Source organism: Okeania hirsuta, assembly GCF_003838195.1.
In the GTDB taxonomy this organism is placed as follows: Bacteria; Cyanobacteriota; Cyanobacteriia; order Cyanobacteriales; family Microcoleaceae; genus Okeania; species Okeania hirsuta.
In genome coordinates this window covers 1-26964 of record NZ_RCBY01000098.1, presented here as the reverse complement: position 1 = coordinate 26964, position 26964 = coordinate 1, and the positions used below count along the sequence as shown (strand labels likewise).

The following is a 26964-nucleotide window of genomic DNA, read 5'->3' as shown; positions in this document are numbered from 1 at the left end:
TGTGTTCCACCATCTTCGTGGAAAAAGGTACTGTAGTATGTTTGTCGTGCGGAATATGGTTTGTATAATTACTGATTATATCATTTTGTGTGATTATTGTCAAGTTTGAAAAACGAATGAAATGATATGTGTTTTGATCGGAAAATATTTGTCAAATTGATTTAAGAAATTAGCGATCGCTCGAAATTTTTGCCGAAAACCTCGGTGTAAAGCTTCCCCCTTCTAGGGCTCGATCTATAATATTTGGATATCTCATAGTTTTATCTGCAAAAATATGTGATCAAATCATACTAGAGAAATCAAAGAAATAGTAATCTTAGTAACTAGACAGTGCGAAGTTCTTGGAATAACTATTAATAGCTAAGGCTTTCAGCGATCTAAAGGTTAAAAACTCTTTATTCACAGTTGTAGGTACTGTCTCAATCAAATAATTACCACAAAGCAATAATTAGACTAGAAAAATGTCATTTGAAGGTAAGTAGACAGCTTAAAGACTGGGCTATTACAGCGGTTTTCATTTCGATATACCACAGTAGAGACGTTCCATGAAACTTCCCTACAGGGTGCGTGATTATGACGATGTGGTTCATCAATATGAAAAGCGCTGTAAACAAGCTCGGTGCGTAGTTCACTTGTTAGATATGATTGTCTATGTAGACAATGTGTTATATCATTTTGATAAATATTTGGTATAAATAGTTAAGTTATTGCTAGTAGTTCAGAAAGTTTAATTTTTAGTCAAAAGTAAAAGTACATTATTGGTAAAGTCTAGAAATCACTCAAATTATGCGCAACATTCTTTTTTCACCCAATGGTATTAGATCCATGATTTTTCTATAAGTAGTTAGACAAAATTATTTGTATATTTACCGTAATGAGAAAACAATAACCCAGGTAATTAGTGATTTCATTGATTCACTAAAACTTAAGTCTCAAAAGTCAGTTGAAAAATCTGAAAATTAAGCTTAAGAGGAAAATAGTTGATCTGCTAGCTGTTTTCCTCTAACCGTTGATAACGGGAGTCCCCAACAGCTATTTTCAGATGAGGTCTATTTTATTCTGCCTGTTTCCTACTTCAAGCAAATATTGAATTAATTTTTTACAGATACTTAACTGAGATTATTTAACTATTGTGAATATCTGAGCTGGCTTTAATACGTCTAATAGGCAAATTTGCCACTAATGCTGTAGCTCTTTGATTATTTTCTAACAAAAATTCTGAATCGTTGTCATCTATTTCAACATAGCGAGATACTACTTCCATAATTTCTTTTCTCATAGCCTCTATTATTTCTGGATTGATATCGGCACGGTCATGAGCGATAACCAGCTTCAAACGACGCTTAACTTCATTACGACTACTAGGAGTATTTCTAGAAAAAAGTTTTTCTATAATTTCATTTAACATTAGCTTATTGTTAATTCAATAGTTGATTTATTCAGTAAATTGTAATTTTTTCCATATTAAACAATTTTAGATGATAATAATTTACGCAACCAAGTAAAGAAATTTTCTTGTGGGGGGTCTAGGTCAATAAAATCTACTTTTTCTCCATCTAAACGACGAGCAATATTAACAAATTCTGAGCCTGCGAGAGAAATATTTTCTGCTAATACTAAAGGTTCGCCTCGGTTAGTAGATACAATTACTTTCTCATCATCTGGAATAATTCCCATCAGTGGGATAGCAAGAATTTCTTCTACGTCTTGTACTGACATCATTTCATCAGCTTGGACCATCTGAGGTCTAATCCGATTAACTATCAGATGGATATTCTTAACATTATTGGCTTCTAAAAGGCCAATTACTCTGTCCGCGTCACGGACGGCAGATATTTCTGGGGTTGTAACAATTATAGCTTCTTGGGCCGGGGCGATCGCGTTCTGGAAACCTTGTTCAATTCCAGCAGGAGAGTCAATCAGAATATAGTCATATTTTGGTATTAACATATTGACTAACTCTTGCATTTGTTGGGGAGTAACTACTTCTTTCATTCGATTTTGAGCAGCAGGTAAAAGTGCCAACCGAGGTTGTCTTTTATCCCTAACTACTGCTTGTTCGAGGCGGCATTCTCCTGCTAAAACCTCTACTGCCGTATAAACAATTCTGTTTTCTAAACCTAGTAGTAAGTCCAAATTTCTTAATCCGAAATCTGCATCAACTACGGCTACTCGGCGACCCTTTTGAGCTAAAGCCATGCCCAAGTTTGCTGTGCAAGTAGTTTTTCCCACTCCACCTTTACCAGAAGTAATAACAATAATTTTGCTCATAAGCTATTAGAAATTAAGAAATAAAGAATTGTATATAGTCAAAACTTAGAGATTATTTTGGTATTTTAGATTAAGTTTAAAGTTTCTAACAGGATAATAATTATTTCATTACCCAATTTTTTAGATATGTAAACTGCAAAAAATCTGCTACTTCAAAGTTAACTTCAGAAATATCAGCTTATTCTTGTTACATTAAAACTGTGATTTTGTCAAGGAAGATTGATTTTGTAAAGACACTAGAGAATGAGGTTGGGGTGAAAAATTGTCGTTATGATTTGCTAGGTGCCAAAGGAGAATAAGTTTTTGAGTGAATTTACTTTTCGTTACATACTTATTTTGTTTGCGCCCTCTTAATATATTGCACGTTAATTTAAAGACATAGTGTTGTCTAGTTCCTAATTCCTAATTCCAATAAATTTTCTACAGGAGCATTTTCTCGGTTCTACCAACTACCAACTACTGACTACTGACTACTTCTTCAACGCCGTATCTTAACAAAGTCTACCATCCTACTAATACGAATCCCTTGATCTGTCACATAAGCAACTTCAGGATAAAATTGATTTGGTAGTTTTTCTGGCCCTCTAGCTACTTGCCCTGCAATTCTGATAATAGTTGGTTCCATCTGTAAAGTCATAATTACACTTTGAGAATTTCCTTTAGCACCAGCGTGGACTATTCCTCGTAAACGACCCCACACTAGAATATCTCCATCAGCAATGACAGAACCACCAGGATTAACATCTCCTACAATTACTACCGTACCGGGGTGCCGAATTTCTACTCCGGAACGAATGGTCATCTGTAAATATAAAGGTTCAAACATAGGTTGAACTTTTTCTGTAGGAGCTTGGTTGAGAGTAATAATGTCAAATTTTTGTTCTACAGAATAGCCAACTGTGACTGCTGCTACAGCAGTTTGGCGACGTGAAGTTTGAACTGTTGTTAATTCTAGTTCTACTTCTAAAAGAGCTTCAGCTATTTCTTGCAGTTGACGAGTATCTAATAAGCGGTCAAAAGCAATGAGCTGTACCTCTGTTTTTGGCTGCCAAAATCTTTCTCCTGCTTTGAGGCGTTGCTTAAACTGTTGCCAAATTTCTGTCCAGGTCATAGCAGTTGGACTTTCTATCTCACCATTATTAAATTCTGGTGGCAAGAGTAATAACAGTTTTCCTTCCTCTGTTTTGAATCTGACTTGTAAGTTGGTACTTACTTCTGGTGTAGAGGTGGAAGTAGTTGAGATAGAATCATCAGAAGACATAGAGTATGGAACTTTATTTTTAATTTTTTCTTTTGGCCAGACTATCTTATCATATCAGTTATTAATTAAGATTTGTGTGTTAGTACACCATTTATACGAGAAGGAAGAAGGAAAAAGGGCGATTAGTTTTTTAGGAGAGAAAGAAGGAGCGAAAAATCTGGTGTTGTCTGATGAGATGTCCGCACCCTTTCCCTCAAAATAAATAAGGGACAACAGAGAGATTTGCTTTTGAAGCGAGAAGATAGTTTTCTAATCTTGTCAATTTCCCTTTTATCCTATTGAAGAATGAATTGGTTAAAAAACTATAGTGCTATATAAATAAATGAGGTAATTATGAGCATCAAAACATTAACATCTCGCCCCTATAAAGGTGAGATAGATTTAGAGGCGATCGCTCAATTGCTAAATAGTAGTGAATTAGTTCATCAATTCCATGAATGGCCGTCTCCGGCAGAAATGCTCATGCAATTGGAAACTCCGTCTGTAGACAAGCAGCGCGATATTTGTTTATGGGAAGATAGCAACAGTCAAGTTATGGCTATTGCGGGATTGATAATTCCAGAAATAGGAGCAGATATTGCAGGTATTTTGTGGTTTCGAGTTGACCCCAATGCTCAAGGCAATAATTTAGAAGTTCAAATTCTGGAGTGGGGAGAGAAACGGATGCGGGAAGTGGGTAGGGAAAGGAATGTCAAGGTTAAAGTGCTGTCTGGAGGACATAGTGATAATGTTGAACGTATAGCTTTATTAGAAAGTTGTGGTTTTGCAATTGAGCGATATTTTCTGACAATGGAGCGATCGCTTACTGACCCTATTCCAGAAGCTGAGTTTCCAGAAGGTTTCACCCTAAAACATATAGAAAATGAAGCAGATGCAGCAGCTTGGACGAAAATGTTTAATCAAACTTTTATCGATCATTGGAATCATCAAGATATTACTGTTGAGTCTGTGAAGAATAAACTCAATGACCCTAAATATCGGTCAGAATTAAGTTTAGTTGCAGTTGCGCCTGATGGTATTTTTGCTGCTTTTTGTGATTGTCAGATTCACCCAGAAAATAATGAGTTGAATAAACGCAAAGATGGTTTAGTTAGTCTCCTTGGCACCCGAAGTGGTTTCAGGAAACGGGGGTTAGGGCGTGGTATTTTGTTGTCAGCACTGAAATTGTTGAAAACAGAGGGTATGGAAACAGCGATGTTGTATGTTGATGCGGATAATCTTTCGGGTGCGACGAGACTTTATGAGTCGGTTGGTTTCCGGAGGGTTAATACTCAAATAGCTTATATTAAGGCAGTTTAGGTAATTTCAGTTATCAGTTATCAGTTATCAGTACCCCTACAATCAGGAGGTTTGAAATATAGAATATTCTATTTTCTCTTGGTCTGATGGATATGGCGAGGAGACCTCGCGTTAAAGTTGAATTAAACGAGTCTATAGTCTATATTTCAGCCGTTATTCACCATTATGATACAGGACTACCAAAAATTTTTCTCTACCCCCTTGACAATATTGTAATATATTGTGTAGTATTAATTTATGCCAGTTATGGGAATGTCTCTAAATCTGGAAAATCAAACCTTGTGTTGTAGTATAAGGTGGTGATGATTTTGGGAAGATTGGCGATCGCATAATCCCATATTACAAATTTTCCGTAGATAAAGGAAGAGTAAATGTTAGAGAAAAAGAGAAATTTAAGATATTAAAACACACCTCTATGCAATGCGAACTGTGTGAAAGGGAGATGGAAAAATTAACTGTCCATCACCTAATTCCCAAACAAAACACCAAACGCCAAAAAATTAACCCAGGTCCCACTATTAATATTTGTTCGGCCTGTCATCGGCAAATTCATGCCTTCTTTGATAACAAGCGTTTAGCAAAAGAGTTAAACACTGTTGAAAAACTGAAAAATGAACCACAAATGGAAAAATTTTTGTTGTGGGTAAGCAAGCAAAACTCAAGTAAAAGGATACAAGTACACCGCCAAAATTCAAGAATTTAGAATGCGCGAATTTAGAATTACCTCTCCTTGAAAGGAAGACTATTGAGCAAGAAAAAACTTAAATTGCCTGTGCATATTCACCCTTGGGTTCACACAAACGATAAAGTGCGGACATGATATCAGGAGTATTGGTGACACGCGGAGATGAAGCAAGAGTGGCTTATTAGGTTCATACCCTAAAAATCAGTGAGTGCAACTCTCACCTCCGCCACCAAATGCAGGTGTGATTTGACATCCTCTCCATAGCTCAATGGATAGAGCAACACTCTTCTAAAGGAAGGTTCCAGGTTCAAGTCCTGGTGGAGGCGTTGAACACATTAATGTTCAAAATGTACCACTAAAAAAGGAGGTTGTTTTCATTGACTTTATTTAAAACTAACCCATGCAATAGTTCCTAGCGTGACCCAACATTTAGAGCTTACATACTTAGTACGAGAGGAATAGTAACACTATTAAACACAGTGGGCGCGTGAGAACGGGGAGTGCGAAGAACCCGATAGGTTGGCTTCAAAGTAGCAATCCTTTAAAGAGTGTGTGGTAACTCATCGGCGGAGTTCCCCTAGTAACTGAGAAAGCGCATAAAACGCTCTCATAACTTGCACGCTGGGCAATTTGCAATTGGTCATCCCCCCCTACCCCCCTTTCAAAGGGGGGAGCCAGAAAGAAAAATTGCTGATTCAAACCCCAAATAATTAATTATGCCTATTTATTTTTACGGTGTTCGTACAAAAATTTATGGTTGCTTTTCTAATTTTTCCCGACATGGTTTTGAACTTGATGGGTTTTGGTGGCCGACGAATGAACATTATTTTCAAGGCCAGAAGTTTGCTACTACAGACCGTCTATGGTTTGATAAAATTCGGGAAGTCAAAACCCCAAAAGAGGCAGCAAAGATGGGGCGCAGTAGAAAATACCCTCTACGACCAGATTGGGAAAAGGTCAAGGATGAAATTATGGAAGGGGGTGTATTAAAAAAATTTGAAACTCATGCTGACATTCGGGAAATTCTGATGTCTACAGGCGATGAGTTGATTGTGGAGAATTCACCTAGTGATGATTATTGGGGTTGTGGTAAAGATGGGACGGGCAAAAATAAGTTAGGACTGATTTTAATGGCGGTTCGGGAAAAATTGCGCGATCGCGACTCAAATTAAAAAATTATCAACTTAATCAAAGGGGGACTTGGTGTAATGGGAGCATACGATTCTTGCACAGTCGTGGCAGGGGTTCAAATCCCCTAGTTTCCATTTGGTGTCTGAGGTTGAAGTGGTCGAAACGTCGGTTTGTGACACCGGAGAAAGCGGGTACTCTTCGAGAACGCTTCGCGAACGAGTCCCGTCAGACACCCTAATGAATATAATTTCTAATCTAATTGTAATCTTCGCAGTTCATTACAAGCATGATGTAGAGAAGCAGGAGCATTTTCATCAAGTCCTTGAGGACAGATATCTGATGCTAATTTTTCTGCTGAAGCTTTAGCTAATGTAATTCTGTCTGTGATATTTAGAGTTTTATCTTTGTAATCATCTTCTTCATTAACATCTTTACCATTAATATAAGAAAACCAAGTCTCTATATTTCTGGCAGGCACAAAAATAGCTATTTTTTCATTAGGTAAATGCATATCTTTTTTCTGGATAGGTGAGTTTTGCCATCTAGTTAAATCTTGCTGATGAAAAATTTCTGAGACTTGATAATATTTTCCGGTAGTTTCAAATTCTCCTAATATAAATTTTTGGAGTTTATGCAAAACTTCAAAAACTGTTATTTTGCCAGAACCATTTGCTCCTAGTAGTAAATTTATATTTGAGAATTCAATTTCAAAGTTAAACAGACATTTAAAGTTGTTGACATAAAGTTTTTTTAGCATTGACAGAATTAATAACTTGGAAAAAAGTTTCTATTCCCTGTTTCCTAAATAGACATTTCTATAAAAGTTTCTAAAACTGTTATAGCACGGTTCAAATTTTTGAAGAGGTCTAATTACAAATTGACAATTGACAATTAATCTATTCGGTTTAAAGCCTCTCCTTTTAAGGAGAAAAAAAGAAATAAAATTTCCTTATATTCAATTCCGTTATGGTTTTAACCAAAGGAAATTATTAATTATTAATTATCCATTATTAATTATTAATTAATGAATACTCCCTAAATTAAAAAGACTCTTTAAATGGTCTTAAATCAAGTTCGTGAGTCCATGCGCTGGAATGTTGTTGATGAATTGCCCAATACGTTTCCGCAATAGCTTCAAGTTGTAATAAACCTTCCTCACCTTTTTGAGAAACAAAATTTGGGAACTTTGTGCGAGACTTTTCCCCATCAATGACACCATCAATAATGACATGAGCAACATGAATACCTTGGGAACCAAATTCTCGCGCCATCCCTTGAGCTAATGTTCTTAAACCTGCTTTTGCGACTCCGAATGCTGTAAAAGGTGGTTTTCCTCTTAATGAAGCAGTCGCTCCTGTAAAAATAAGAGTACCTTGTTGTCGCTTTTTCATAGTAGCGATCGCTTGTTTTCCAAATAAAAATCCACCAAAACAATTTTGTTGCCAAAGGTTGATAAAGGTTTCGCTGTCTGTTTCTAATAAGGGTGCCGGAATATTGTTACCAGCGTTGTAGACAGCAAGATCGAGAGGATAACCTGCTTTTTCCACAACTGCAAACAGTTGTTCGACATCCTGTTCGACTGTTGCATCAGTAACAACAGCAGTTGCGGTACTCCCTTGTTGTGTGATTTTTTCCACAATTAACTGTAGTTTATCTCCGCTACGACCAGCAACAAAAACGTGCAAACCTTTTTGAGCAAAATATTTAGCAAGTGTCGCACCTAAACCTGCTTCTGAACCAACACCTATGACAACTGCTGCAAATTTTTCGCTCATCTTAGTTCTTCCTAAAACTATTAGATATCTCCAATAAAATTATTATCCCACAGAAATCATCCATTCTTTTTCCCTACTCCCTCTTTTATGATAAATTTAGATTTTAGATTTTATGACAATTTTTTGGACGAATATCTCCATTTTACTAACTAAAATATGCCTGTATCTATTGATATAGCTAGCTTTCAAAATCCTGAAAAAAAATTCTCCCACCCCCTTGACACTTTATGTATTATTTATGTAGCATATAAATGTGGCAGTCAAAGGAAAAGTAAATAACCTCCAGATAAAAAAGCCATATCTGCACCTAGAAAATTAAATAATTAATCGGAATTTCAACTAACATCCATCAGGTATTACACAAAACCTGAATTGCATAAGCTATTACTTTACACTCATAGAATTTTAGGTTGGTTTAAATCTGGTAAATTTCAATATTATCGGCGTTTTATCAACCCAAAAGAAGCAGAAAATTAACCAGAAAAATATTCTGCTTTCTCAAATAAAATAACAAAAAAAATCAATAACGTTCAACAACTCTATTATCTAGAAAGACGATTCATATTGTAACAGATAATATCAAAAAAATTAGGAGGTGGTGATATGGTTCATATTAGATTTGAAGGACGTTCTTATGATGTTACAGAAAATCAATTAGGCATCAGAGAAAATATGACTGAAAATACTATTAAAGAACGCCTAGCTCAATATTTTGATGTGGGTAAAGAACGCTTTAATTCCTACGTTTTAGACCATCGTCCCAGTGGAGATTTAATTGTTCGCCCCGAAGCAGTTTACGGTTAAATAAAACCTCCTTATTAATAGGAATATCTTATTATCAAAATAATTGGGTCTAAAACCCCGCCTTGATCGGCCGTTTTTGGAGCGTTTCTCTAATCCCCGTTACAAAAACAACTTCTGACTTCTGACTTCGTTATGTTCCGCACCCTAACTGGTAAAGCGTACATACATTTTGGTCTACTAAACCAAAGGTTATAGGTTCGACTCCTATCATTCCCACTATTTTTAGGGAATGTAGCTCAATGGATAGAGCGTTAGTGTCAAACGCTTTATTGACTTGTGCGGAACATATTAATAGTAGTTAAAATTTCACTTCGTGCCCTAACTGAGAAAGCTTACATACTAGCTCATTGGTAGAGCATTTGTCTCAAGAACAAAGTGTAGTAGGTTCAATTCCTGTGTATGAACAAACAGCTTTTTTGACTTGCACGAGGTGATTTTTAACTATTTTAATAAAAATAAAAAATACAAAATTAAACTTTTACTGATAACTGATAACTGAAATTACTTCGCACCCCAACTGATAAAGTATACATACATTTCCTAACTATAGGGTCCTAAGGTAGCGATGTTCGGGCGACCGAAATAGCGAAGCTTTTTAAGTCTCTATGAGATAAAATTAGCGAGTCCACTGTCAAATTAAAAACTGATAAGAACGACTGTAAACGTATTCATGACTTTTTCGACTTGTGCGAAGTAATTTTCAACTATTTGATTTAACTATTTGAAAAAATAAATAAGTAAAAAAAAATCTTAATTTTCACCATTATAAATTTTTATGAAAACGTTAGTAACTCGCTCCTATCAAGGTGAAACGGATCTAGAAGCGATCGCTGAATTTTTACAAGTTTGTGAAGCAGTCGATCGCTTAGATGAATGGGTATCTGTTTCGGATCTGCGACAAGAATTTAATGCTCCAGATATAGATAAAGAGCGTGACATTCGTCTTTGGGAAGATGGAGAAGGTAAACTCATTGGTTTTGGGAAGCTATTAATACAAGAGTCAGTTGATGCTCTTCTCTCCTTCAGAGTTCATCCCACTGTTAGAAGTGAAGGTATAGAGCAAGAAATCATTAGGTGGGGTGAAACACGAATGAAAGAAGTCGCTAGAGATAAGGGTGTATATGCCAATTTTAGATCGCCTGTTCGCGATACTCAAACCGAACGCATTGCATTATTAGAAAATTGTGGTTTCACTCCCAAGCGTTACTTTTTTGGGATGGAGCGATCACTCACCGAACCTCTTCCCAAACCGGAGTTACCTGTAGGTTTTACGTTGCAGTCTCACTCCTCTGCGCAGTTTTCTGGTAAGCAGGAGCAGCGAAGATTTTTAGAAGCATGGGTAGAAGCGTATAATCAAACATTTATTGACCATTGGAACTTCCATGAGGTGAAAGTTGAGCAGGTGGAATATATAGTAAGCGACCCTAACTATCGACCAGACTTGACCTGGGTTGCAATAGCTCCTGATGGTACATTTGCAGCTTTTTGTTACTGTTGTTTTTATCCAGAAGAGAATAAGCACAAGGGAAGAAAAGAAGGTTGGATAAATACTTTGGGTACTCGTCGTGGTTTTCGTCAGCGTGGTTTAGGAAAAGCGATGTTACTTTCTGGAATGGAGGGTTTACGAGCTGTTGGTATAGATAAGACGTTACTTGGTGTTGATGCTGAGAACCCGTCGGGAGCAACTCGACTTTATGAGTCTGTGGGTTTTCGTAAAGTTCATACTAATATTGTTTATGGCAAAAATTTGTAAATACTAATATTCCCAGTCTTTAACATCTTGATTTTTTTTCTTATTCCCTGGAAAATTATGTATTGCTGATGTATAAAATATTATATACGGTAAATACATAGGCAGATCACTCCAAAATTTGAACCTGGAAAACTAAATATTTAATCTGTTATTTTCTAGAGATTTTAAAATGAGTAAAATTCCATCAGTTAATATGCCATTTGTATCTTGAATAATGAAGTTAGAATAGTTTAATTAAAGAGTTTAATAAAATCACTTCGCGCCCCAACTGAAAAAGCTTACATACTCAATTTGGTAGAGCATTCGACTATTAATCGATTGTAGCAGGTTCAATTCCTGTGTATAAACAAACAGCTTTTTTTACTTGCGCGAGGTGATATTAATTTAGATTTTAAAAACAGGTAAATAACAGATATAAAAATAGATTTATTAACATGAAAAAAAATCATCTCGCGCCCAAACTAAGAAAGCTTACATACTAGCCAAATGGTAAAGGCACTTGACTCATAATCAAGCTAGCGAAAGCTAATACAGGTTCAATTCCTGTGTATAAACAAACAGCTTTCTTGAATTGCGCGAGATGATTTTATAATTCTATTAACGAAGGCAGAAGGCAGAGGGCAGAAGTAAGAATTGGATGGGGTTTTATATAATAATCAATAATAAATGAGTAAACCAAATGTTTGTTTGAGCAGTTTTATCGATAAATTTTTAGTAGATAAAAATTTTATTATATGGAGAAAGCATCATGTCTATAAAAACTGATGAAATATTGGAAAAACTCAAATATATTACAATGTTATAAGCTACAGAATTGGTGAAACAAATAGAAGATTTTTTTCAAGTAAGTGCAGATCGAATTATTGTAGTAAAACCTAATGAAAAATTCGATCTGCACTTACTTGAAACAAATAGAAGATTTTTTTCAAGTAAGTGCAGATCGAATTATTGTAGTAAAACCTAATGAAAAATTCGACAATAATGATCAAGATGACCATGAATCAAAAACTATTTTTGATATTGTATTAGAGGAATTTCCTGCTAATAAAAAAATATATTTTATTAAGGATATACGCAGTTTAAATCTCTTTGGAAGTTTACAGGAAACTAAAAAAGTTGTTGATAATTTACCCCAAATTATTAAATCTAATGTCAATATTCAGGAGGCCGAACAGATTAAGCAAAAATTAGAGGAATTAGGAGCAACAGTTTCTTTGAAATAATTTTTGTATATGCAATAAAACTTTTGATTTCACCAGTAATGAGTTAGAAAATCTTGTCAGAGAATTCAATAATTGTACTCTACCAAAAAATAATTGGACTCATGCTGCACATTTGATTGTTGCGCTTTGGTATTTGACTAACTATTCCGAGTTAGAAGCAATAAATAATATTCGCGATCGCATCAAAAAATATAATGTTGCAGTAGGTACTAAAAATACTAAAGATAGTGGTTATAACGAAACAATTACGCTGTTTTGGGTAAAAATGATTCAGAAATATTTGACTACAAATTCAGCGAATAACTCTTTTGCAGAAAATGCCAATAATTTAGTCAACTTTTACGAAAATTCAGCTTTACCTTTTGAATATTACAGTAGAGAATTTCTGATGTCTGAGTCAGCTCAAAAAAATTGGGTAGAACCAGATTTAAAACCTTTGTAAAAAAGTTTGGTGGTGGTGCATTTTCAAGAATTTAGAATTTAGAATTACCTCTCTTTGAAAAGAAGAGGATAGACTCAAAGGAAAATTTTTATTTATTATCCCCTTAAAAGGAGAGGCTTTAAACCCAATTTTTTGGTAATTATTTTTGTTAGGATAACAGTGGGAGCATCTTGCTCCCGTATTCGCGGGCAGGATGCCCGCACTAGATATTGTTTGTTCCTATCTAGCATTACGCCATCGGGACTACCAAAACTTTTAAAGCTGAAAGCTATAACAATTAGCAATTATCGTCACGCCCTAAACTAGAGAGGTTACTGAATAATGAATAATGAATAATTAAGAGTTGATAGTTAATAATTATTCATTCAAAAATTCACGCCTTGAAGCCTCCTCTTTTAAGGGGATACAAAAAAAATATTTTAGTCAATCTTCTTCTTTTAAGAATAGGTAATTATTAATTATTAATTGCTGAAATACACAATTTATTAGGGAACTTGGAAGTACAATTATCTCTGAAATTGCACGGTTTATTTCATTATAAATATTAATATTAATACTCCGAAAAATACCAAAAATAATTGCATTTTTAAAGTAGATTTTTTATGCTAAAATTAGTTAATAACGAATAATCATAGGTTATCAAATGTTTGACAATACTTTATATTTAACATTAAAAACATGACAGATTTTTTTATCTTTTTGAGGCACTATATGGCAAGATAACCACACTACAAAAATTCAGTAGTTAATATTTGTACTTCATATATTTAGAATTTGCTGTAACTGATAACTGTTAACTGATAACTGAAATAAGGAGGTAGAAAAAATGTCTAAAATTCAAATGAATAACGATGAGCGCGACTTACGTTTAGAAATGCTCAATAGTCTGCTCACTACACCACATCGTCAATTAGAAAAAGTAGCAGAAATTCATCAATTAATTGTTGAGTTAGACCCAATTTTTTACGGTCATTTAGCAGTATGGTATCAAAATAACGGTGATGTGCGCGACCATCAAGAAGTATTCCTGGGAAACTTGTTAACAAGCAACCTCACAGAACACCGAGATGCGGGTTTCATCATGCTACAAAATTTCCCACCATACCAGGTGTCACGCATTGTAGACTTTATGAAACAGCAACGAAATAAAATGCCACGTTCCGCACGCACTGCTGTGACTCGTTATCTACGGAAGCGCGAACAAAAACCAGATTTTTTTGACCGGGCAGCTCTCCGTAACCGCAAGGCAATGAAGCACCTATATGCAACTTTGCACATTAAACCTAACTCTCGCGCTGATGCTATCTTGTTTAAGGAAAGACCTCCAGAGGATAGTTTAGCTTTCATGCTGAAGCAGTTGGCAAAAGTAGAAACTCCAGCAGAGCAAGCAGCATTAATAGTGGAACATAAAATTCCCTATACTGTGGCAGTGGGAGCTGTGAAACAATTGACACCTACTGTGTTAGTGGCACTGATCAACTCTATGTCTCCCCAGGAAATTATCAATAACCTGAAGTCTCTGACTGCTCGTGGTGCGATGGAACACCCAGAGGTAAAAGCATTAGTTGATGAGAAACTGACTGAGGCGCAAAAGAGCGATCGCGTGTCTGCTTATAAAGCTAAGGTTGCTGCTGATGCTGCTCAGGTAGATGCGGAAACTGTTGCGAAACTGGAGCAGGTGACTAACGAACAAGTGAAAAAGCGCGGTAAAATTTCTTTGCCAACTGCTTTACTTGTGGATAAGTCTGGTTCTATGCAACAGGCGATCGAAGTAGGTAAGCGTTTAGCTGCTTTGGTTTCTGGTATTACTGAAGCGGAACTATTTGTCTACGCTTTTGATACTATTCCTTATCCTGTGACTGCTCAAGGTACAGAATTGAGTGACTGGGAACGTGGTTTCCAACATATCCGCGCAGGTGGAGGTACAAGTTGTGGTTGTGCTGTAGAAGCAATGCGACGCAAAAAGCAAGTTGTCGAACAGTTTATTCTGGTGACAGATGAAGGGGAAAATACTGCACCCTATTTTGCTGATGCTTATACTGCTTATTGTCGTGAGTTGGCGGTTATGCCAAATGTGGTTATCGTGCGTGTGGGTCACTATGCTTCTAATTATGTGGAAAGTCAACTGAAGCAGAAGCAAGCACCAGTGGAAACTTTTACTTTCAAAGGTGACTACTATTCTTTGCCTAACTTGGTGCCAATGTTGTCTCATAAATCACGACTGGAGTTGTTGATGGAAATAATGGAGACTTCACTGCCAGTGCGTGATGATCAGGAAAGTCAAAAGTTAAAAGTCAAAAGTCAAAACTAAGGAAAAATACAACTTATATCATGTCCGGATAAGAGCGTGATCAAAAAAACTTTCTCCTTTTCCTCCTTTTATTTCTTGCTTCTTGCTTTTTCTTCCCTCCTGAGGACTGAGGACTGACTCCTCCGTCATTGTGCTGCTACTGCAACTGAGTTGGTAGTCCAGTTGTGCGTTGGTGCTATTAAAAGCACTAAACTGCAACGTTATAGTTATGGAGAATAATTGTTACCAGAAGATACAAGTCAAAAAAGCCTAATCTTCTTTATCAAAGATTAACAGAAGCATTAGAAAATGGTAGTAAAGTCCGCATTGAAGCTGAGGAAACTTATTATGGTCTCCCTGCTACTGTAACTAAAGATTTTGTAGAAATTATAGACCTCTCCGGAAAAGAGGGAGTAGGTCGTAGGGACCTTGCATGCAACCTCCCTACAGAGTAGGGGGAAATAATTGATAATTTCTACAGGATAATTAATTTTATTTTTGATTATTGGAGATGTCTTTTAATCAATGGTATTAAGAGGATATTTGAAAAGTACAGCGTGCATTTCCTAAGACACTACTCTAGACTCAAGAATTAAAAATTAATTATATCATTGTCTGTAGAAACTTTTGCAGATAGTTTGTGGTCAAATATTCTTGTAATATTGAGAGCCAAATCCCTAATAGTCGTTATGAGGAAATTACAATATAGAAGTACTAAACTCGGATAAAGTCTATATTGATACTGCTAGTCATAATTTGCTTTTTCAGCATCAAGTCCCGGCAGTAACAGTACGTTTTGATTTGGGAAAAGGACAGATTTTTTATGTCATTAGTCACTTTTGAGCTAAACATTACCAAAGACCCACATCTGGTCATTGACAACTATGTACGGATTTCCTGACAACTGGGATGCGGTTAAGCGACAAGGGAGTTCAAAACTTGCCTAGTCAAGTTAAAATTCAACCAGATACAATTAACTTTAGTAAGTTGCAAAATGCGGCGACTGCTAACGAGTTAATGGCGAAGTTGTACATGGGTGCTGTTAAAAGCGCTAAACTGCAACATCAGACTTAGGGAGAATAATTGTGGCCAAAAAAGAAAAGTCAAAAAAATCTAATCTTCTTTATCAAAGATTAACAGAAGCATTAGAAAATGGTAGTAAAGTCCGCATTGAAGCTGAGGAAACTTATTATGGTCTCCCCGTTACTGTAACTAAAGATTTTGTAGAAATTATGGTCTTAGTTCCACCGGATGAATTTGATGAGGAAGATGATGCTTTTAAGCAGGTGACATGGTTGGTTCGACTTTCGTCTATTTTTGCGATCGCCTATCCCACGGAATACTGGTCAACGGCAAGATTGGAAAAATTACTGGAAGTAGGTTCAAATCAAGTCTAAGTTTTTTTTAGTTATTTTTTAGTTAAAACAATTTAAAAAAGTAGTCAGTAGGACTGAGAATGCGGTAAATGAGGATTTTCGCCCCACCAACCGCATTACCACCCCTAGTGAGGTCATAGTTAACGAATTTGATATCAGGACTCCTGATACTGTAATAGCGACTGCTATAGTGGGAATTAGACAAAATAGAAGTATAAAATAGGCTCAAATCTAGACAGGGACTTGCTTTTAGTCAAAAAGGTATAATTCCTTAATTACCAAGGGTTCTAGGCATTTTGAGCGCATTGAAGTAATTCCCTGATCTAGACTGACACGAGCGCCATTTTTCAACCATAAAATGTTTAAGTCCTAATAGTTGTTTGAATTTAAAGACGATTTCTAAAATATAAATGATATAAATCATAACGTGGTGTTGCTTGGTTTTCTTGGAAATTGACTAATCCTATACTGTGTAATTTTAACCCTTGCATTGTTTCTAATTGTACTGGTTGATTAGAATTCATTACTGTTTTAGCTGCTTGTGCTAACTCTGGAGATTGTTGTAAATGCCACCAATGTCGCTGTAAATGATCTGCATAACATCCTACATCTGTTGCTGCTGTTTTTAATAGATCATCAATGCTAATATTGTGTTGATAAATTTCATATAGAGCTAATTTGATTAAGTAAGGATTTCCACCAACAATTGCCATTAATTTTTCTATTTCAGAGATATTTAATTGCAATTGATAATAGCTAGCTAAATTTTTGATTTGGGCTGCATTCAACTCTGGTAAATCAATTGGTAAGCCAACATTAAAAGGTGATTGATTAATATCTATAGGCACATAACTTTCTGTTGAATGTACAACTACTAACCGCATATTTTTCCAAAGATCGCGATTTTTTGCATCTTCATGCCAAGCTCGTAACAAACTAAAAAAATCCACAGTAATTTCTGGATATTGAAAAATATTATCTACTTCATCTAATACTAATACTATAGGAGTATCAATACTTTTCAAAATATGTCTTTCAAAATAAGATTTACAAGATATTTTACTACCAAAAATTTCGTTCCAATAATTATCTAAATTAGCAGCTAAATTTAATTCTGAAGCTACCTCGGCACTAAACCATCGCAAGAATCCATCTAAATTGTCAAAAATTTGACGCTCAACTAATTGAAAGTTTAATACTGCTGTTTGATATCCTAATTTTTCAACATCATGTAAAACTCTTGCCATTAAAGATGTTTTTCCCATCTGTCTCGGTGCCTTAATTCTGATCAAAGCACCAGGTTTAGTAATTTCTTGATAACAATTTTCTTCAAGAGGAGAGCGCTTAATATAAAAATTATGATGGTAATCATCTTGATTTTTGGGTAACTTTGGTAGTGAGGATGGCAAAGGTTTTTTATTATACTCATTTATATTCAGAGAATTATTTAATATTAATCTTGATTTTGTTTCAGGAATTGAGGGAGATAATTCATTTCCGATTAAGAGCATAATTTCAGCAACTAAGTCTTGAATATTTTCTTCACTTTTTAATTCCCATTGTGGCATTTTATTCAAGTAAGCATAGAGATTATAATCCCAAGTTAGATCGACAGAAGTATCAATTAAAACAGGTAGAATCCAAGGTTTATTATTTGGATGAATGTTTTGAAATTCTCTTGCTCGTCTCACCGTTTCTGTTACCATTTCACAGGTTATTGATTGAGGATTCAATAACAAAATCAAGTAATCAGATTGGTTGAGTTTTCTTTCTAAATCTGGCAAATATTCTGCTTTTTTGTCGTTATTTTTTGCTATAAAATATTCATATTTATTTGCTTCTATTTGTTCAACAAAAAGAGTAGTAAGTAAATTTATTTTATAGCTTTTGTTTGAAAATATAAGTATTTTTTGCATGGTAAAACTAGGTGATTTAGCAACTGTTTGAAGCAGGTGATAGGTTGTATGTTTTAGGTTCAATAGCGTAGCAACTATAAAATTAAACAATATTATATCTAGTATAGTTGAGTAATTCCAAATATAGCAGTCGAAGCAAAGGCTAGGACAGATCAAAAGCTTAAAACTTAGACAGCGACATATTTTTCCTTCTTTCTTCTGCTATATCTCAAGGTGAGTTGAATAAAAAGATTAATCTCTTCACTAATAATCTTACCTATACTATTTTTAACATTATTTGCCCTCAAAAGTATTAATTATGACAAAAAAAATCAGGTCTCAAGCCTCCCATTGTAGGAGGTACTGATAACTGATAATTGAATTGACATGAGCTAAATATTCTGTTGATATACAAGGCATGATTCCTGACTATAATAATCTCTAAGTTTAAAAGTTAACGGTATTATTTAATTGGCTATAAATAAAAATCCACAGTATAAAATCAATTACTGAATTACTGAAATAAATATTACACATCAAATAGAATTCCCCCATTAGACATCTCCATAAAAGAGGCAGTAGGCAGCTTTGCTGTAGGCAGTAGGGAGAAATAATTGATAATTTCTGGATAAAAATTGATTTTATTTTGGATTTTTGGAGATGTCTATTAGTTATATTTATTCCTAAATTTACTTCTTGCCTACAGCTACCTACTTAATTATAGGTGTTTTTCCCTGAATGATGACAGAAATTTATCTATTCTACATGATTGTGACAGTGGAAACCATGACGAATTTTTGGTATAATGTAGTAATGCTCTTTCAATTGTATAAAAAATATTCTGGGAAAAAGCAACAGAGTGTAAGAGTTTAAAACTGTTTATCAATTTTGGAATTTTTTACAAATTATGTACGGATTACTATAAAAATTAAATGAAAAAAATAATTGATCTGCAAAACAAGAAAAAAATAAAAAAATCAATATATTTTAAAATAATCAACTAAGTTATTACCCGTACAAAATATGAGTTATTGCTACAATCCTACTTGTCAAAAACCTCAAAACCCAGACAAAAATATATTTTGCCAAAGTTGCGGTGCAAAACTAATCCTTAGAGAACATTACCGCCTCCTAAAACCAATCGGAATAGGTACATTTAGCCGGACATTCTTGGCAGTTGATCAAGACATCCCTTCAAAACCAATATGTGTAATTAAACAATTTTTACCTGTAGGCATTCCTGGCAAAAATGCAGCACAAAATATTAGTGAAATAGAAAAAGCATCAGCCTCATTTAGCCGAGAAGCATTACAACTAGACAAACTAGGAAAACATCCACAAATTCCTAGTTTATTAGCCTATTTTGTTGTCTCATCTTATAGATATTTAGTACAAGAATATATAGAAGGTAAAAATTTAGCTCAAGAATTAAAAGAACAAGGAACATTTAACGAACAAAAAATTAGAAAATTTCTGAGAGAAATACTGCCAGTTTTGCAGTTTATCCACAAAAATCAAGTAATTCATCGGGATATTAAACCAGAAAATATTATCCGTCGTGGTACTAATGAGAATGAATATGACTGGGGAAGAAATTTATATTTAGTAGGTTTCGGCGCTGCCAAAGCTATTTCTACTAATCCCGCAGTCAAAAGTGGTACGGTTATCGGTTCTCCAGAATATACTGCACCAGAACAGTTAATTGGTCAAGCTGTATTTGCTAGCGATATCTATAGTTTAGGTGTTGTCTGCATTCAGTTAATGACTCTACTCGACCCCTTCGACCTGCGTCATGGTGAAGAATGGTTATGGCAGGAACATTTACCCAGACCTGTAAGCACATCTTTGAATAATATTATTGATCGGATGTTAGAACCAGCGCTTCAACAACGCTATCATTCAGTAGAAGAAGTACTGAATGATTTAATGCAGACTACAAAGAGTTCTTGGGAAGGGTATGAAAGTTTAGAAAGTTACGGCGATCAAGTCAGAACAGTAGCATTTAGTATTGACGGTCAGACTGTGGTGAGTGGGGGTGAAGATAATAGCATTAAAGTCTGGACTCTGAAGACTGGTAGCGAACCCCGTACTTTGGGGGGATGGATGTTTAGTCATTCGGGATGGGTGCAGGAGGTCGCTTTTAGTTCAGATGGTCAGACTTTGGTCAGTGGTAGTAATGACGGCACTGTAAAAGTTTGGAATTTGGGTACTGGTAAGTTAGTGCGAACTCTAGGTGGTTGGTTGGGTCAAGACTGGGGTGCTGTGCAGGCGATCGCTATTAGTCAAGACGGTCAGATATTGGCAAGCGGTCATGGTGACAAGACGGTGAAGGTTTGGTATCTCAACAGTGGGAAAATGCGAGGATATTTGAAAGGTCATACTGCATGGGTGGAGTCAGTTGCTATTAGTCCTGATGGCAAAGTATTAGCGAGTGGGAGTGGAGATAAGACGATTAAGTTGTGGGATGTAGGGACAGGGAGGTTATTGTTGACTTTGACTGGTCATAGTGATGTGGTGCGGAGTGTGGCGATCGCTCCTGACGGTCAGATATTAGCGAGTGGGAGTAGTGACAATACTATTAGGTTGTGGCAGTTAGCGACCGGAGATTTATTAGGAATATTGCAGCATCCTGATGGAGTGAATGCGGTTGCTATTAGTCCCGATGGTTTGATTTTAGCAAGTGGATGTCGAGATGGGAATATGTATTTATGGAACCCTTATACGATGGAGGAGTTAGGAGTATTGAGTCAGGAAGCAGTAGTTAATGCAGTAACGTTTAGTGTAGATGGTCAAATGTTGGCAGCAGGTTGTGGTGATGGAAGTGTGGGTATTTGGCGGAGGTTGAGTTAGAGTGGGGGAGTTGGGGAGTGGGGGAGTGGGGGAGTTGGGGAGTGGGGGAGTGAAGTAATTATAGAATTATCAAATATTTTCTTGCATCCTGCTTAAGTCGGAAATACTGATAATATCATGTTCCCCTTGCAGGGGAGCTGCGCTAACGGATAATTAATTATAAAAAACCTTCTCCCTTTAAACCAATATTCCCTTCTGCCTTCTGCCTTCTGCCTTCTGCCTTCCTACCTACTAACGCGCTGACCAGACTTTAATAGTTTTGTCATCGCTACCACTAACAATAGTTTGGCCGTCAGAACTGATGGCAATAGAAGTCACTACCCACGTATGACCAGTGAGAGTATTTTTGAGACTACCCGTTGCTAAATCCCAAATTTTGATAGTTTTGTCCTCGCTACCACTAACAATAGTCTGACCATCGGGACTAATAGCTACAGACCAAACTTCGTTGCTATGACCAGTGAGAGTATTTTTGAGATTGCTGATTAATATGATGTCGTTTTCAACTTTAGAAAAAAATCTTAAATCCCAGACTTGAATAGTCTCGTCCGCACTACCACTGACAACATTCTGTCCATCGGAACTGATAGCAACAGAAAAAATCCGATCGCTATGACCAGAAAAAGTATTTATAAGACTACCCGTTACCAAATCCCAGATTTTGATAGTCCCGTCCGCACTACCACTGACAATAATCTGTTTCTCAGAGCTGATAGCTACAGAATAAACTGCTTTGCTATGACCAGTGAGAGTAGCTTTCAGACTTTCTGTAGCCAAATCCCAAATTTTGATAGTGCCATCCGCGCTACCACTAATAACAGTTTGTCCGTCGCGACTGATGGCAATAGAATAAACTGCTTTACTATGACCAGTGAGAGTATTTTTGAGACTACCCGTTGCCAAATCCCAGATGTTGATAGTGCCGTCAGCACCACCACTAATAATAGTCTGTCCATCAGGGGTAATAGCGACAGCAAAAATCTTGTCACTCTGAGTAGCAAAAGTTCCTTGGAGGTTACCATTTACCCAATCCCAAACTTTTATAGTATTGTCCCAGCTACCACTAACAACAGTCTGCCCATCGGGACTAATGGCAATGGAACGAATCCAGTCATTATGACCGCTGAGGGTACGAACTTCAGAAATATTAGTAGCGTAGGAAATGAGGTTGGGGGTTGAAGTCTTAACTGATGCTCTCTCTTTTTGACTATTTTTAGTAGATGAGGATGTTTCCTGTTCACTAGGAATATTATTAATAATAATAGAAGCAATAATAATGCTGAAAGCAATACCAATACCTAGACCTATTTTAACTAAAGTTTGAGCAGAATTTGATGAGGAGGAAGTGGAAGGAATAGTAGTTTTTGGCTGACTATTATGCTGATTACTATTTATTACAACTGTATGTTGTTGTGATATTTCTTGTGGCGATTGATTATTGAAGTTATTATTAATATCAGACAATTCAACTATTACTTCATCAATACTTTGATAACGATATTTCCAATAATCTGACACCATTTTATCTAGAATTAAAACTAATTTATCGCTAACATTAACTTGATTTTTCCAGACAATTTCACCTGTTGAGTTGTCTTTAACTAATTTATTTGCTTGTATACCAGTTAATGCTTCAATGCCAATCATTCCCACAGCATAAATATCACTACAAAATCTAGGCTGACCCGCTGCTTGTTCGCTAGGCATATATCCAGGAGTTCCCACTGCTATTGTCATAGTTGTATGACCCCCAGTTGTAATTGCTAACCCTTTAATTTCTTTCACTGCCCCAAAATCGATTAATACAATTTTTCTATCAGATTTTCTCCGCATAATATTTTGCAGTTTTAAGTCACGATGAATCACATTTTGCTGATGTACATACTGTAAAACTGACAATATTTCAGTTAAGAGTTGAATAGTCCGATCTTCACCAAAATTTTTCCCTGGATAAATTTCTTTTGTTAAATCATTTCCTTCAATAAATTCCTGAACTAAATAAAATTGCCCACCCTCTTCAAAGTAGGCAAATAATCTGGGAATTTGATTGTGTTCTCCGAGACGTTGTAATGTTATTGCTTCTTTTTCAAATAAAGTTTTAGCAACTTGAAAAACTTCTGGTCGTGGGTCATATGGGGCTAGTTGTTTTACCACACATTGAGGATGATTGGGAAGGTCTAAATCTAGTGCTAAATAAGTAGTCCCGAAACCACCTTTACCTAACTCTGATATAATTTTATAGCGATGTCTAAGTATTTTGTTAATCATTATTTTTTTTGATAAATTTATAGCTTTTTTTAGGAGTCAGGAATTATAAAATAGTTAGAGTAGTTTAATCTTTTAAATATTTTTAAGCCGATTTATTAATCAAAGTAATCTTTTAGCTATAATATTTATTTTAGGGGTCAATTTAATCTTTGAACTTTTTTTTACTAGGCAATATAGCTACGCTAGGCTGCACCGATATAATCTTGGGCATTTAATTTTATAGTTAGTAATTGGGATTGACTCATAATTGCTTTTTCGATTCTGGCTATAAGTTGGGGAACTAATTTGCGTTTTTCTGACTAAGTGGTATCTATATTTTGAGAAGTTAGCAATTTTGGTTTTTCATCTTGCAAAAGTTATTTTCAAATTACAATAACTTGTTGAATTAAATTGCGATTATTTTTATTAGCTAATTTTTTAATTTTTGCCATTAATTCATCAGGTAAGTCATTAATTGTGAGATTTGCCATAATTATTTCTTGATTTTTTTTGAATTGGATTTATATTTTAATATTTTAACCAATTTGTAGGTTGGGTTGAGGAACGTAGCTTGCTTCTCCGCAGGAGTAACCCAACAAATACTTACAGCAAATTTCAGGTTTATGAAGTACAGTAGGAGTATATTTTCAAACAGTTTTTGAACTGTTGAATTAAGGTTTGATTATTGTTGGTCTGAGGTACTGGAATTACTGTGCTACATTTATATGGAATAGGCTGCATAATTGTTCGGTTGCGCTATCGCTTAACCCAACCTACTGTAACTAACCCCTCGCAATGACAATTAAGTACATATTGTGATGGCAAGTGGAACGGAGTGGGGTTCAATAATGGATAATGGATAATGGATAATGGATAATTACCTTTCCCTAAAAGGAAGAGGATTGAATAAAAGGAAAATTTTTTCTCTCTTGGTCGATTGGATATGGCGTTAGCGGAGCGGCTCTGCAAGAGCGGGTCTCCTCGCCATCCCACCTTACGGGAAGCTCCGAAGATCGACCGCTTGTTTCTCCTTGCTCATGAGAGGCTTTAAACCTTTATTTTTCGGTGAAAATTCTCAGTGCTAGCTATGGAAATGTTGAAATAAAGAAAACTCCCTACAAATTACTTGCTAAAACTTTTTTCTGTTGATGAATCAAAGGCTTATATTTTATCATGCTCATCAAGCTTCTTTGAGATAGTACAAATAAGATAATGAGACTGCGACAAACTAAACTGTAAAAGGTATTTAAATAGAAATACAAGATAACAAATAAACACAGATTTTATAATCAAATCAATAAACCTATATTGCTCCCAGTAAAAGTAAAAGTAAAAGCAAAATAAAAGAAGGCTGCCTAAAGCAAGTATTAGCAAATATTCTACTTTTTTTAAACTAATAGGAGCCAATACAGGGAGATGTCCCCTAGGAGCATTTCTTTCAAAGATTATATTATGGTAGAACAACCATCCACCAAAAAATCCCCAATTTCGCTTCAGTTTCCATCCAATTTTCTCTCCAAATCGTTGATAAATTTCTTTTCTATATCGTTGATAAATTTCTTTTCTATCTTTTAAAAGTAGATTTCCGGTATCCAAGTAAATTTGCTTTTGAATCCTAAACCCAAAGTGCCCATTACTGTATTTTTCCCAGAGTTTGTTAATAGTTTGCAAGTCGGTACAAGGAATTTTCTTGATACTTTTGGAATTTAATCCTGACAATAATTGTAGCTTAACTAGCCATCTTGCTTTGACAGCTTTTTGCATAACTATATTTGTTTCCCGATTTGCCTCTTTCCACTTTCCTGCCGCTAATAAGTCACGCAACTTACGATAGTCAACCCCACTATCTGAAACCAGACGCATATCATTAGAGAGTGCAGGTTGTAGAGAATTCCCAACATTAAGAACAGTAGAACCTGCAACAGTTGCGAAATAATCGTTAACTAGTTTCCTAGAAAAGAAAGTACGTTGATATGTAGTAGTATTAGCAGAATAACTACCAACTCTGAGTTCAGCCATCACCTGATCAATACTGTGATAACGATGTCTCCAATCATACAACATCATTTTACTAAGAACCCGACCTAAATTATCACTTACATTAACTCGATCTTTCCAGATAATTTTACCAGTTGAGATATCTTTAGGAAGTAGATTTACATTAACTCCAGTTAATGCTTCAATAGCCATGATTCCCACAGCATAAATATCACTACAAAACTTAGGTCGACCTGCTGCTTGTTCCATAGGCATATATCCAGGAGTTCCTACTGCTATTGTTACAGTTGTTTTACCTCCTCTCATCACAGTTAATCCTTTAATTTCTTTCACCGACCCAAAATCTATTAAGACAATTTTCCCGTCAGATTTTCTCCGCATAATATTCTCAGGTTTCAAGTCACGATGAATTACATTTTGCTGATGCACATATTTTAAAACTGACAAAATTTCAGTTAATAATTGAACAGTCTCATCTTCTCTCAATCTACTCCTTAAAAATTTATTCCAAGAATAAATCTCTTTTGTTAAGTCATATCCCTCAATAAATTCTTGAACCAAATAAAATTGCCCATCTTCTTCAAAGTAGGCAAATAACTGAGGAATTTGCTCGTGTTTTCCCAGACGATGTAATATTTTTGCTTCCTTATCAAATAAATTTTTAGCAATGTTAAAAACTTGTGGACGCGGGTCTAAAGGAGTTAGTTGTTTAACCACACATTGAGGACAATTAGGAAGGTCTAAATCAACTGCTAAATAAGTAGTTCCAATACCACCCTTTCCTAACTCAGAGATAATTTGATAACGACGCCTAAGTATTTTGTTAATCATTATTTTTTTGATTTTTTTTGAGAAATTTATAGCTGGTTTTAAGTAGAGCAAACTAAAAAAAAGACGTTGCATCTTTAATCAAAAAACAACCTAAATTCAATCAAGATAAACTTTTGAGCTAATTGACAATTTGATACATAGCGTCCAAAATTTACCATGTTCTACTTAGAAGTCAGGAATTATAAAAATTATAAAAATTATAAAATAGTTAGAGTAGTTTAATCTTTTAAATATTTCCCAGCCGATTTATTAATCAAATCTAAAGGAGAGGCTTTAAACCTTAATTATTCGGTAAAGTCCAGCCCCATCCTAGAGATGAGAACCTCAGACCTATTGGCATCTGTGGGCGAAAGAAATGGAAGGGTGAAAGTGGCTACCACGGACGCTCCTGATCCCAGGCCACAATGTTGAGGCTGAAAGTGATGTTTGGAGGCAAGTTGCAACGACGAAAATTTGATAGTCAGCCAGTGGAATTATTCATACAATGTGCTATGGTCAACAGTATGATTCAAAGTTGTCAGCCGGAAAGTGACAAAGTACTATTCTCATTTATTCCTCTACAGGGGTGATTTTGCGATTCTGGAACGGATCGCGGAGCGAATCGCAACTTTCATGCAACAAAGCCACTATTTGTAGCAAACATTGATCAAATTGGTATTAACTCTTAAGTTAAGAAGGCACAAAAAAATTTAGGTTAACCAAAAGTAAGCAAATATCACAAAATTTACGACTGGCAGGAATAACACTAGATTTATCCCACCTACTTTTTTATCATTTTCTTTGTGGGTTTAATACCCCACCGTCAACGGTCGTGTTCACGCATTACTTGGGGG

The 26964-nt window shown here is 35.5% G+C and carries 20 protein-coding genes and 6 tRNA genes; 18 read left to right on the top strand and 8 right to left on the bottom strand.

All coding sequences use genetic code 11. The features are described 5' to 3' along the window. The first annotated feature begins 545 nt into the window (after positions 1-545). Positions 546-695: a hypothetical protein gene (locus D5R40_RS35425; RefSeq protein ID WP_161564712.1), complete on the top strand. Its 150-nt coding sequence runs from the start codon at positions 546-548 to the stop codon at positions 693-695. A 428-nt stretch (positions 696-1123) separates the two neighbouring features. On the opposite strand, the gene minE is transcribed toward D5R40_RS35425, so the two are convergent. The 3 genes from minE to minC form a co-directional block, all read right to left on the bottom strand. Beyond that, on the bottom strand, positions 1124-1408 hold the full coding sequence (gene minE, locus D5R40_RS17070) for a cell division topological specificity factor MinE (protein WP_124147278.1): 285 nt from the start codon (positions 1406-1408) through the stop codon (positions 1124-1126). A 56-nt stretch (positions 1409-1464) separates the two neighbouring features. Further along, positions 1465-2271: a septum site-determining protein MinD gene (gene minD / locus D5R40_RS17065; protein ID WP_124147279.1), complete on the bottom strand. Its 807-nt coding sequence runs from the start codon at positions 2269-2271 to the stop codon at positions 1465-1467. Positions 2272-2749: 478 nt separating this feature from the next. Continuing rightward, positions 2750-3532 (bottom strand): septum site-determining protein MinC, encoded by a 783-nt coding sequence (gene minC, locus D5R40_RS17060; RefSeq protein ID WP_124147280.1) that lies wholly within the window; start codon positions 3530-3532, stop codon positions 2750-2752. Between the two features lie 333 nt (positions 3533-3865). Here minC and D5R40_RS17055 point away from each other — a divergent pair, with 333 nt between their 5' ends. The 6 genes from D5R40_RS17055 (at position 3866) to D5R40_RS34185 (ending at position 6881) form a co-directional block, all read left to right on the top strand. Beyond that, entirely contained in the window at positions 3866-4831 is a 966-nt protein-coding gene (locus D5R40_RS17055) for a GNAT family N-acetyltransferase (RefSeq protein ID WP_240039173.1), read from the top strand. Positions 4832-5246: 415 nt separating this feature from the next. Then, a complete protein-coding gene (locus D5R40_RS17050; RefSeq protein WP_124147281.1) occupies positions 5247-5534 on the top strand; it encodes an HNH endonuclease in 288 nt (95 codons plus the stop codon). 138 nt (positions 5535-5672) lie between these two features. Next, positions 5673-5748: transfer RNA gene (locus D5R40_RS34190), tRNA-Met, on the top strand. A 484-nt stretch (positions 5749-6232) separates the two neighbouring features. Next, positions 6233-6688 carry a riboflavin biosynthesis intermediates N-glycosidase gene (ybiA, locus tag D5R40_RS17040; protein ID WP_124147282.1) on the top strand — a complete coding sequence of 152 codons (456 nt, stop codon included), beginning with the start codon at positions 6233-6235 and terminating at the stop codon, positions 6686-6688. A gap of 22 nt (positions 6689-6710) precedes the next feature. Then, a tRNA-Ala gene (locus tag D5R40_RS17035) sits at positions 6711-6781 on the top strand. Positions 6782-6785: 4 nt separating this feature from the next. Beyond that, positions 6786-6881, top strand: a tRNA-His gene (locus D5R40_RS34185). A 16-nt stretch (positions 6882-6897) separates the two neighbouring features. Here the strand turns inward: D5R40_RS34185 and D5R40_RS17030 are convergent. Both D5R40_RS17030 and D5R40_RS17025 read right to left on the bottom strand, forming a co-directional pair. Further along, positions 6898-7404 (bottom strand): AAA family ATPase, encoded by a 507-nt coding sequence (locus D5R40_RS17030; RefSeq protein ID WP_124147283.1) that lies wholly within the window; start codon positions 7402-7404, stop codon positions 6898-6900. A gap of 283 nt (positions 7405-7687) precedes the next feature. Beyond that, positions 7688-8422, bottom strand: a complete 735-nt coding sequence (locus D5R40_RS17025; RefSeq protein ID WP_124147284.1) for an SDR family NAD(P)-dependent oxidoreductase — start codon at positions 8420-8422, stop codon at positions 7688-7690. A 603-nt stretch (positions 8423-9025) separates the two neighbouring features. Between D5R40_RS17025 and D5R40_RS17020 the strand changes: the two genes are divergently transcribed. The 10 genes from D5R40_RS17020 (at position 9026) to D5R40_RS16985 (ending at position 16331) form a co-directional block, all read left to right on the top strand. Further along, positions 9026-9226, top strand: a complete 201-nt coding sequence (locus D5R40_RS17020) for a hypothetical protein (RefSeq protein WP_124147285.1) — start codon at positions 9026-9028, stop codon at positions 9224-9226. 333 nt (positions 9227-9559) lie between these two features. Further along, positions 9560-9628: transfer RNA gene (locus D5R40_RS17015), tRNA-Leu, on the top strand. Positions 9629-10001: 373 nt separating this feature from the next. Then, positions 10002-10979, top strand: a complete 978-nt coding sequence (locus tag D5R40_RS17010) for a GNAT family N-acetyltransferase (RefSeq protein ID WP_124147286.1) — start codon at positions 10002-10004, stop codon at positions 10977-10979. 283 nt (positions 10980-11262) lie between these two features. Beyond that, positions 11263-11320 (top strand) — tRNA-Asn (locus D5R40_RS17005). 136 nt (positions 11321-11456) lie between these two features. Next, positions 11457-11532: transfer RNA gene (locus tag D5R40_RS34180), tRNA-Met, on the top strand. Positions 11533-11857: 325 nt separating this feature from the next. Next, complete coding sequence (locus D5R40_RS17000) at positions 11858-12202, top strand: ribosomal protein L7/L12 (protein ID WP_124154949.1); 345 nt, start codon at positions 11858-11860, stop codon at positions 12200-12202. 133 nt (positions 12203-12335) lie between these two features. Continuing rightward, positions 12336-12644, top strand: coding sequence for a hypothetical protein (locus D5R40_RS16995; RefSeq protein WP_240039174.1), 309 nt, complete (start codon positions 12336-12338; stop codon positions 12642-12644). Positions 12645-13470: 826 nt separating this feature from the next. Next, positions 13471-14955, top strand: a complete 1485-nt coding sequence (locus tag D5R40_RS16990; protein WP_240039175.1) for a vWA domain-containing protein — start codon at positions 13471-13473, stop codon at positions 14953-14955. Between the two features lie 918 nt (positions 14956-15873). After that, on the top strand, positions 15874-16008 hold the full coding sequence (locus tag D5R40_RS41175) for a hypothetical protein (RefSeq protein WP_275670455.1): 135 nt from the start codon (positions 15874-15876) through the stop codon (positions 16006-16008). Between the two features lie 11 nt (positions 16009-16019). Continuing rightward, positions 16020-16331, top strand: coding sequence for a hypothetical protein (locus D5R40_RS16985; RefSeq protein ID WP_124147289.1), 312 nt, complete (start codon positions 16020-16022; stop codon positions 16329-16331). Positions 16332-16696: 365 nt separating this feature from the next. Here D5R40_RS16985 and D5R40_RS16980 read toward each other — a convergent pair whose 3' ends face one another. After that, positions 16697-18226 (bottom strand): AAA-like domain-containing protein, encoded by a 1530-nt coding sequence (locus D5R40_RS16980; protein WP_124147290.1) that lies wholly within the window; start codon positions 18224-18226, stop codon positions 16697-16699. Between the two features lie 1002 nt (positions 18227-19228). On the opposite strand from D5R40_RS16980, the gene D5R40_RS16975 reads away from it, so the two are divergent. After that, positions 19229-21055: a serine/threonine-protein kinase gene (locus D5R40_RS16975; protein ID WP_124147291.1), complete on the top strand. Its 1827-nt coding sequence runs from the start codon at positions 19229-19231 to the stop codon at positions 21053-21055. 231 nt (positions 21056-21286) lie between these two features. Here the strand turns inward: D5R40_RS16975 and D5R40_RS16970 are convergent, their stop codons facing one another. Then, positions 21287-23323, bottom strand: a complete 2037-nt coding sequence (locus D5R40_RS16970) for a serine/threonine-protein kinase (RefSeq protein ID WP_124147292.1) — start codon at positions 23321-23323, stop codon at positions 21287-21289. Positions 23324-24463: 1140 nt separating this feature from the next. Next, entirely contained in the window at positions 24464-26131 is a 1668-nt protein-coding gene (locus D5R40_RS35420; protein WP_124147293.1) for a serine/threonine-protein kinase, read from the bottom strand. Positions 26132-26964 lie beyond the last annotated feature (833 nt).

What these genes read in the sequence shown, in the direction of transcription:
- minC (WP_124147280.1), bottom strand. Translation starts at nt 3,532, where the DNA reads ATGTCTTCTGATGATTCTATCTCAACTACTTCCACCTCTACACCAGAA.
- D5R40_RS16975 (WP_124147291.1), top strand. Translation starts at nt 19,229, where the DNA reads ATGAGTTATTGCTACAATCCTACTTGTCAAAAACCTCAAAACCCAGAC.
- D5R40_RS17010 (WP_124147286.1), top strand. Translation starts at nt 10,002, where the DNA reads ATGAAAACGTTAGTAACTCGCTCCTATCAAGGTGAAACGGATCTAGAA.
- D5R40_RS35420 (WP_124147293.1), bottom strand. Translation starts at nt 26,131, where the DNA reads ATGATTAACAAAATACTTAGGCGTCGTTATCAAATTATCTCTGAGTTA.
- D5R40_RS16980 (WP_124147290.1), bottom strand. Translation starts at nt 18,226, where the DNA reads ATGCAAAAAATACTTATATTTTCAAACAAAAGCTATAAAATAAATTTA.
- D5R40_RS16990 (WP_240039175.1), top strand. Translation starts at nt 13,471, where the DNA reads ATGTCTAAAATTCAAATGAATAACGATGAGCGCGACTTACGTTTAGAA.
- ybiA (WP_124147282.1), top strand. Translation starts at nt 6,233, where the DNA reads ATGCCTATTTATTTTTACGGTGTTCGTACAAAAATTTATGGTTGCTTT.
- minD (WP_124147279.1), bottom strand. Translation starts at nt 2,271, where the DNA reads ATGAGCAAAATTATTGTTATTACTTCTGGTAAAGGTGGAGTGGGAAAA.
- minE (WP_124147278.1), bottom strand. Translation starts at nt 1,408, where the DNA reads ATGTTAAATGAAATTATAGAAAAACTTTTTTCTAGAAATACTCCTAGT.
- D5R40_RS17020 (WP_124147285.1), top strand. Translation starts at nt 9,026, where the DNA reads ATGGTTCATATTAGATTTGAAGGACGTTCTTATGATGTTACAGAAAAT.
- D5R40_RS17025 (WP_124147284.1), bottom strand. Translation starts at nt 8,422, where the DNA reads ATGAGCGAAAAATTTGCAGCAGTTGTCATAGGTGTTGGTTCAGAAGCA.
- D5R40_RS17030 (WP_124147283.1), bottom strand. Translation starts at nt 7,404, where the DNA reads ATGCTAAAAAAACTTTATGTCAACAACTTTAAATGTCTGTTTAACTTT.
- D5R40_RS35425 (WP_161564712.1), top strand. Translation starts at nt 546, where the DNA reads ATGAAACTTCCCTACAGGGTGCGTGATTATGACGATGTGGTTCATCAA.
- D5R40_RS17055 (WP_240039173.1), top strand. Translation starts at nt 3,866, where the DNA reads ATGAGCATCAAAACATTAACATCTCGCCCCTATAAAGGTGAGATAGAT.
- D5R40_RS17050 (WP_124147281.1), top strand. Translation starts at nt 5,247, where the DNA reads ATGCAATGCGAACTGTGTGAAAGGGAGATGGAAAAATTAACTGTCCAT.
- D5R40_RS17000 (WP_124154949.1), top strand. Translation starts at nt 11,858, where the DNA reads ATGAAAAATTCGATCTGCACTTACTTGAAACAAATAGAAGATTTTTTT.
- D5R40_RS16970 (WP_124147292.1), bottom strand. Translation starts at nt 23,323, where the DNA reads ATGATTAACAAAATACTTAGACATCGCTATAAAATTATATCAGAGTTA.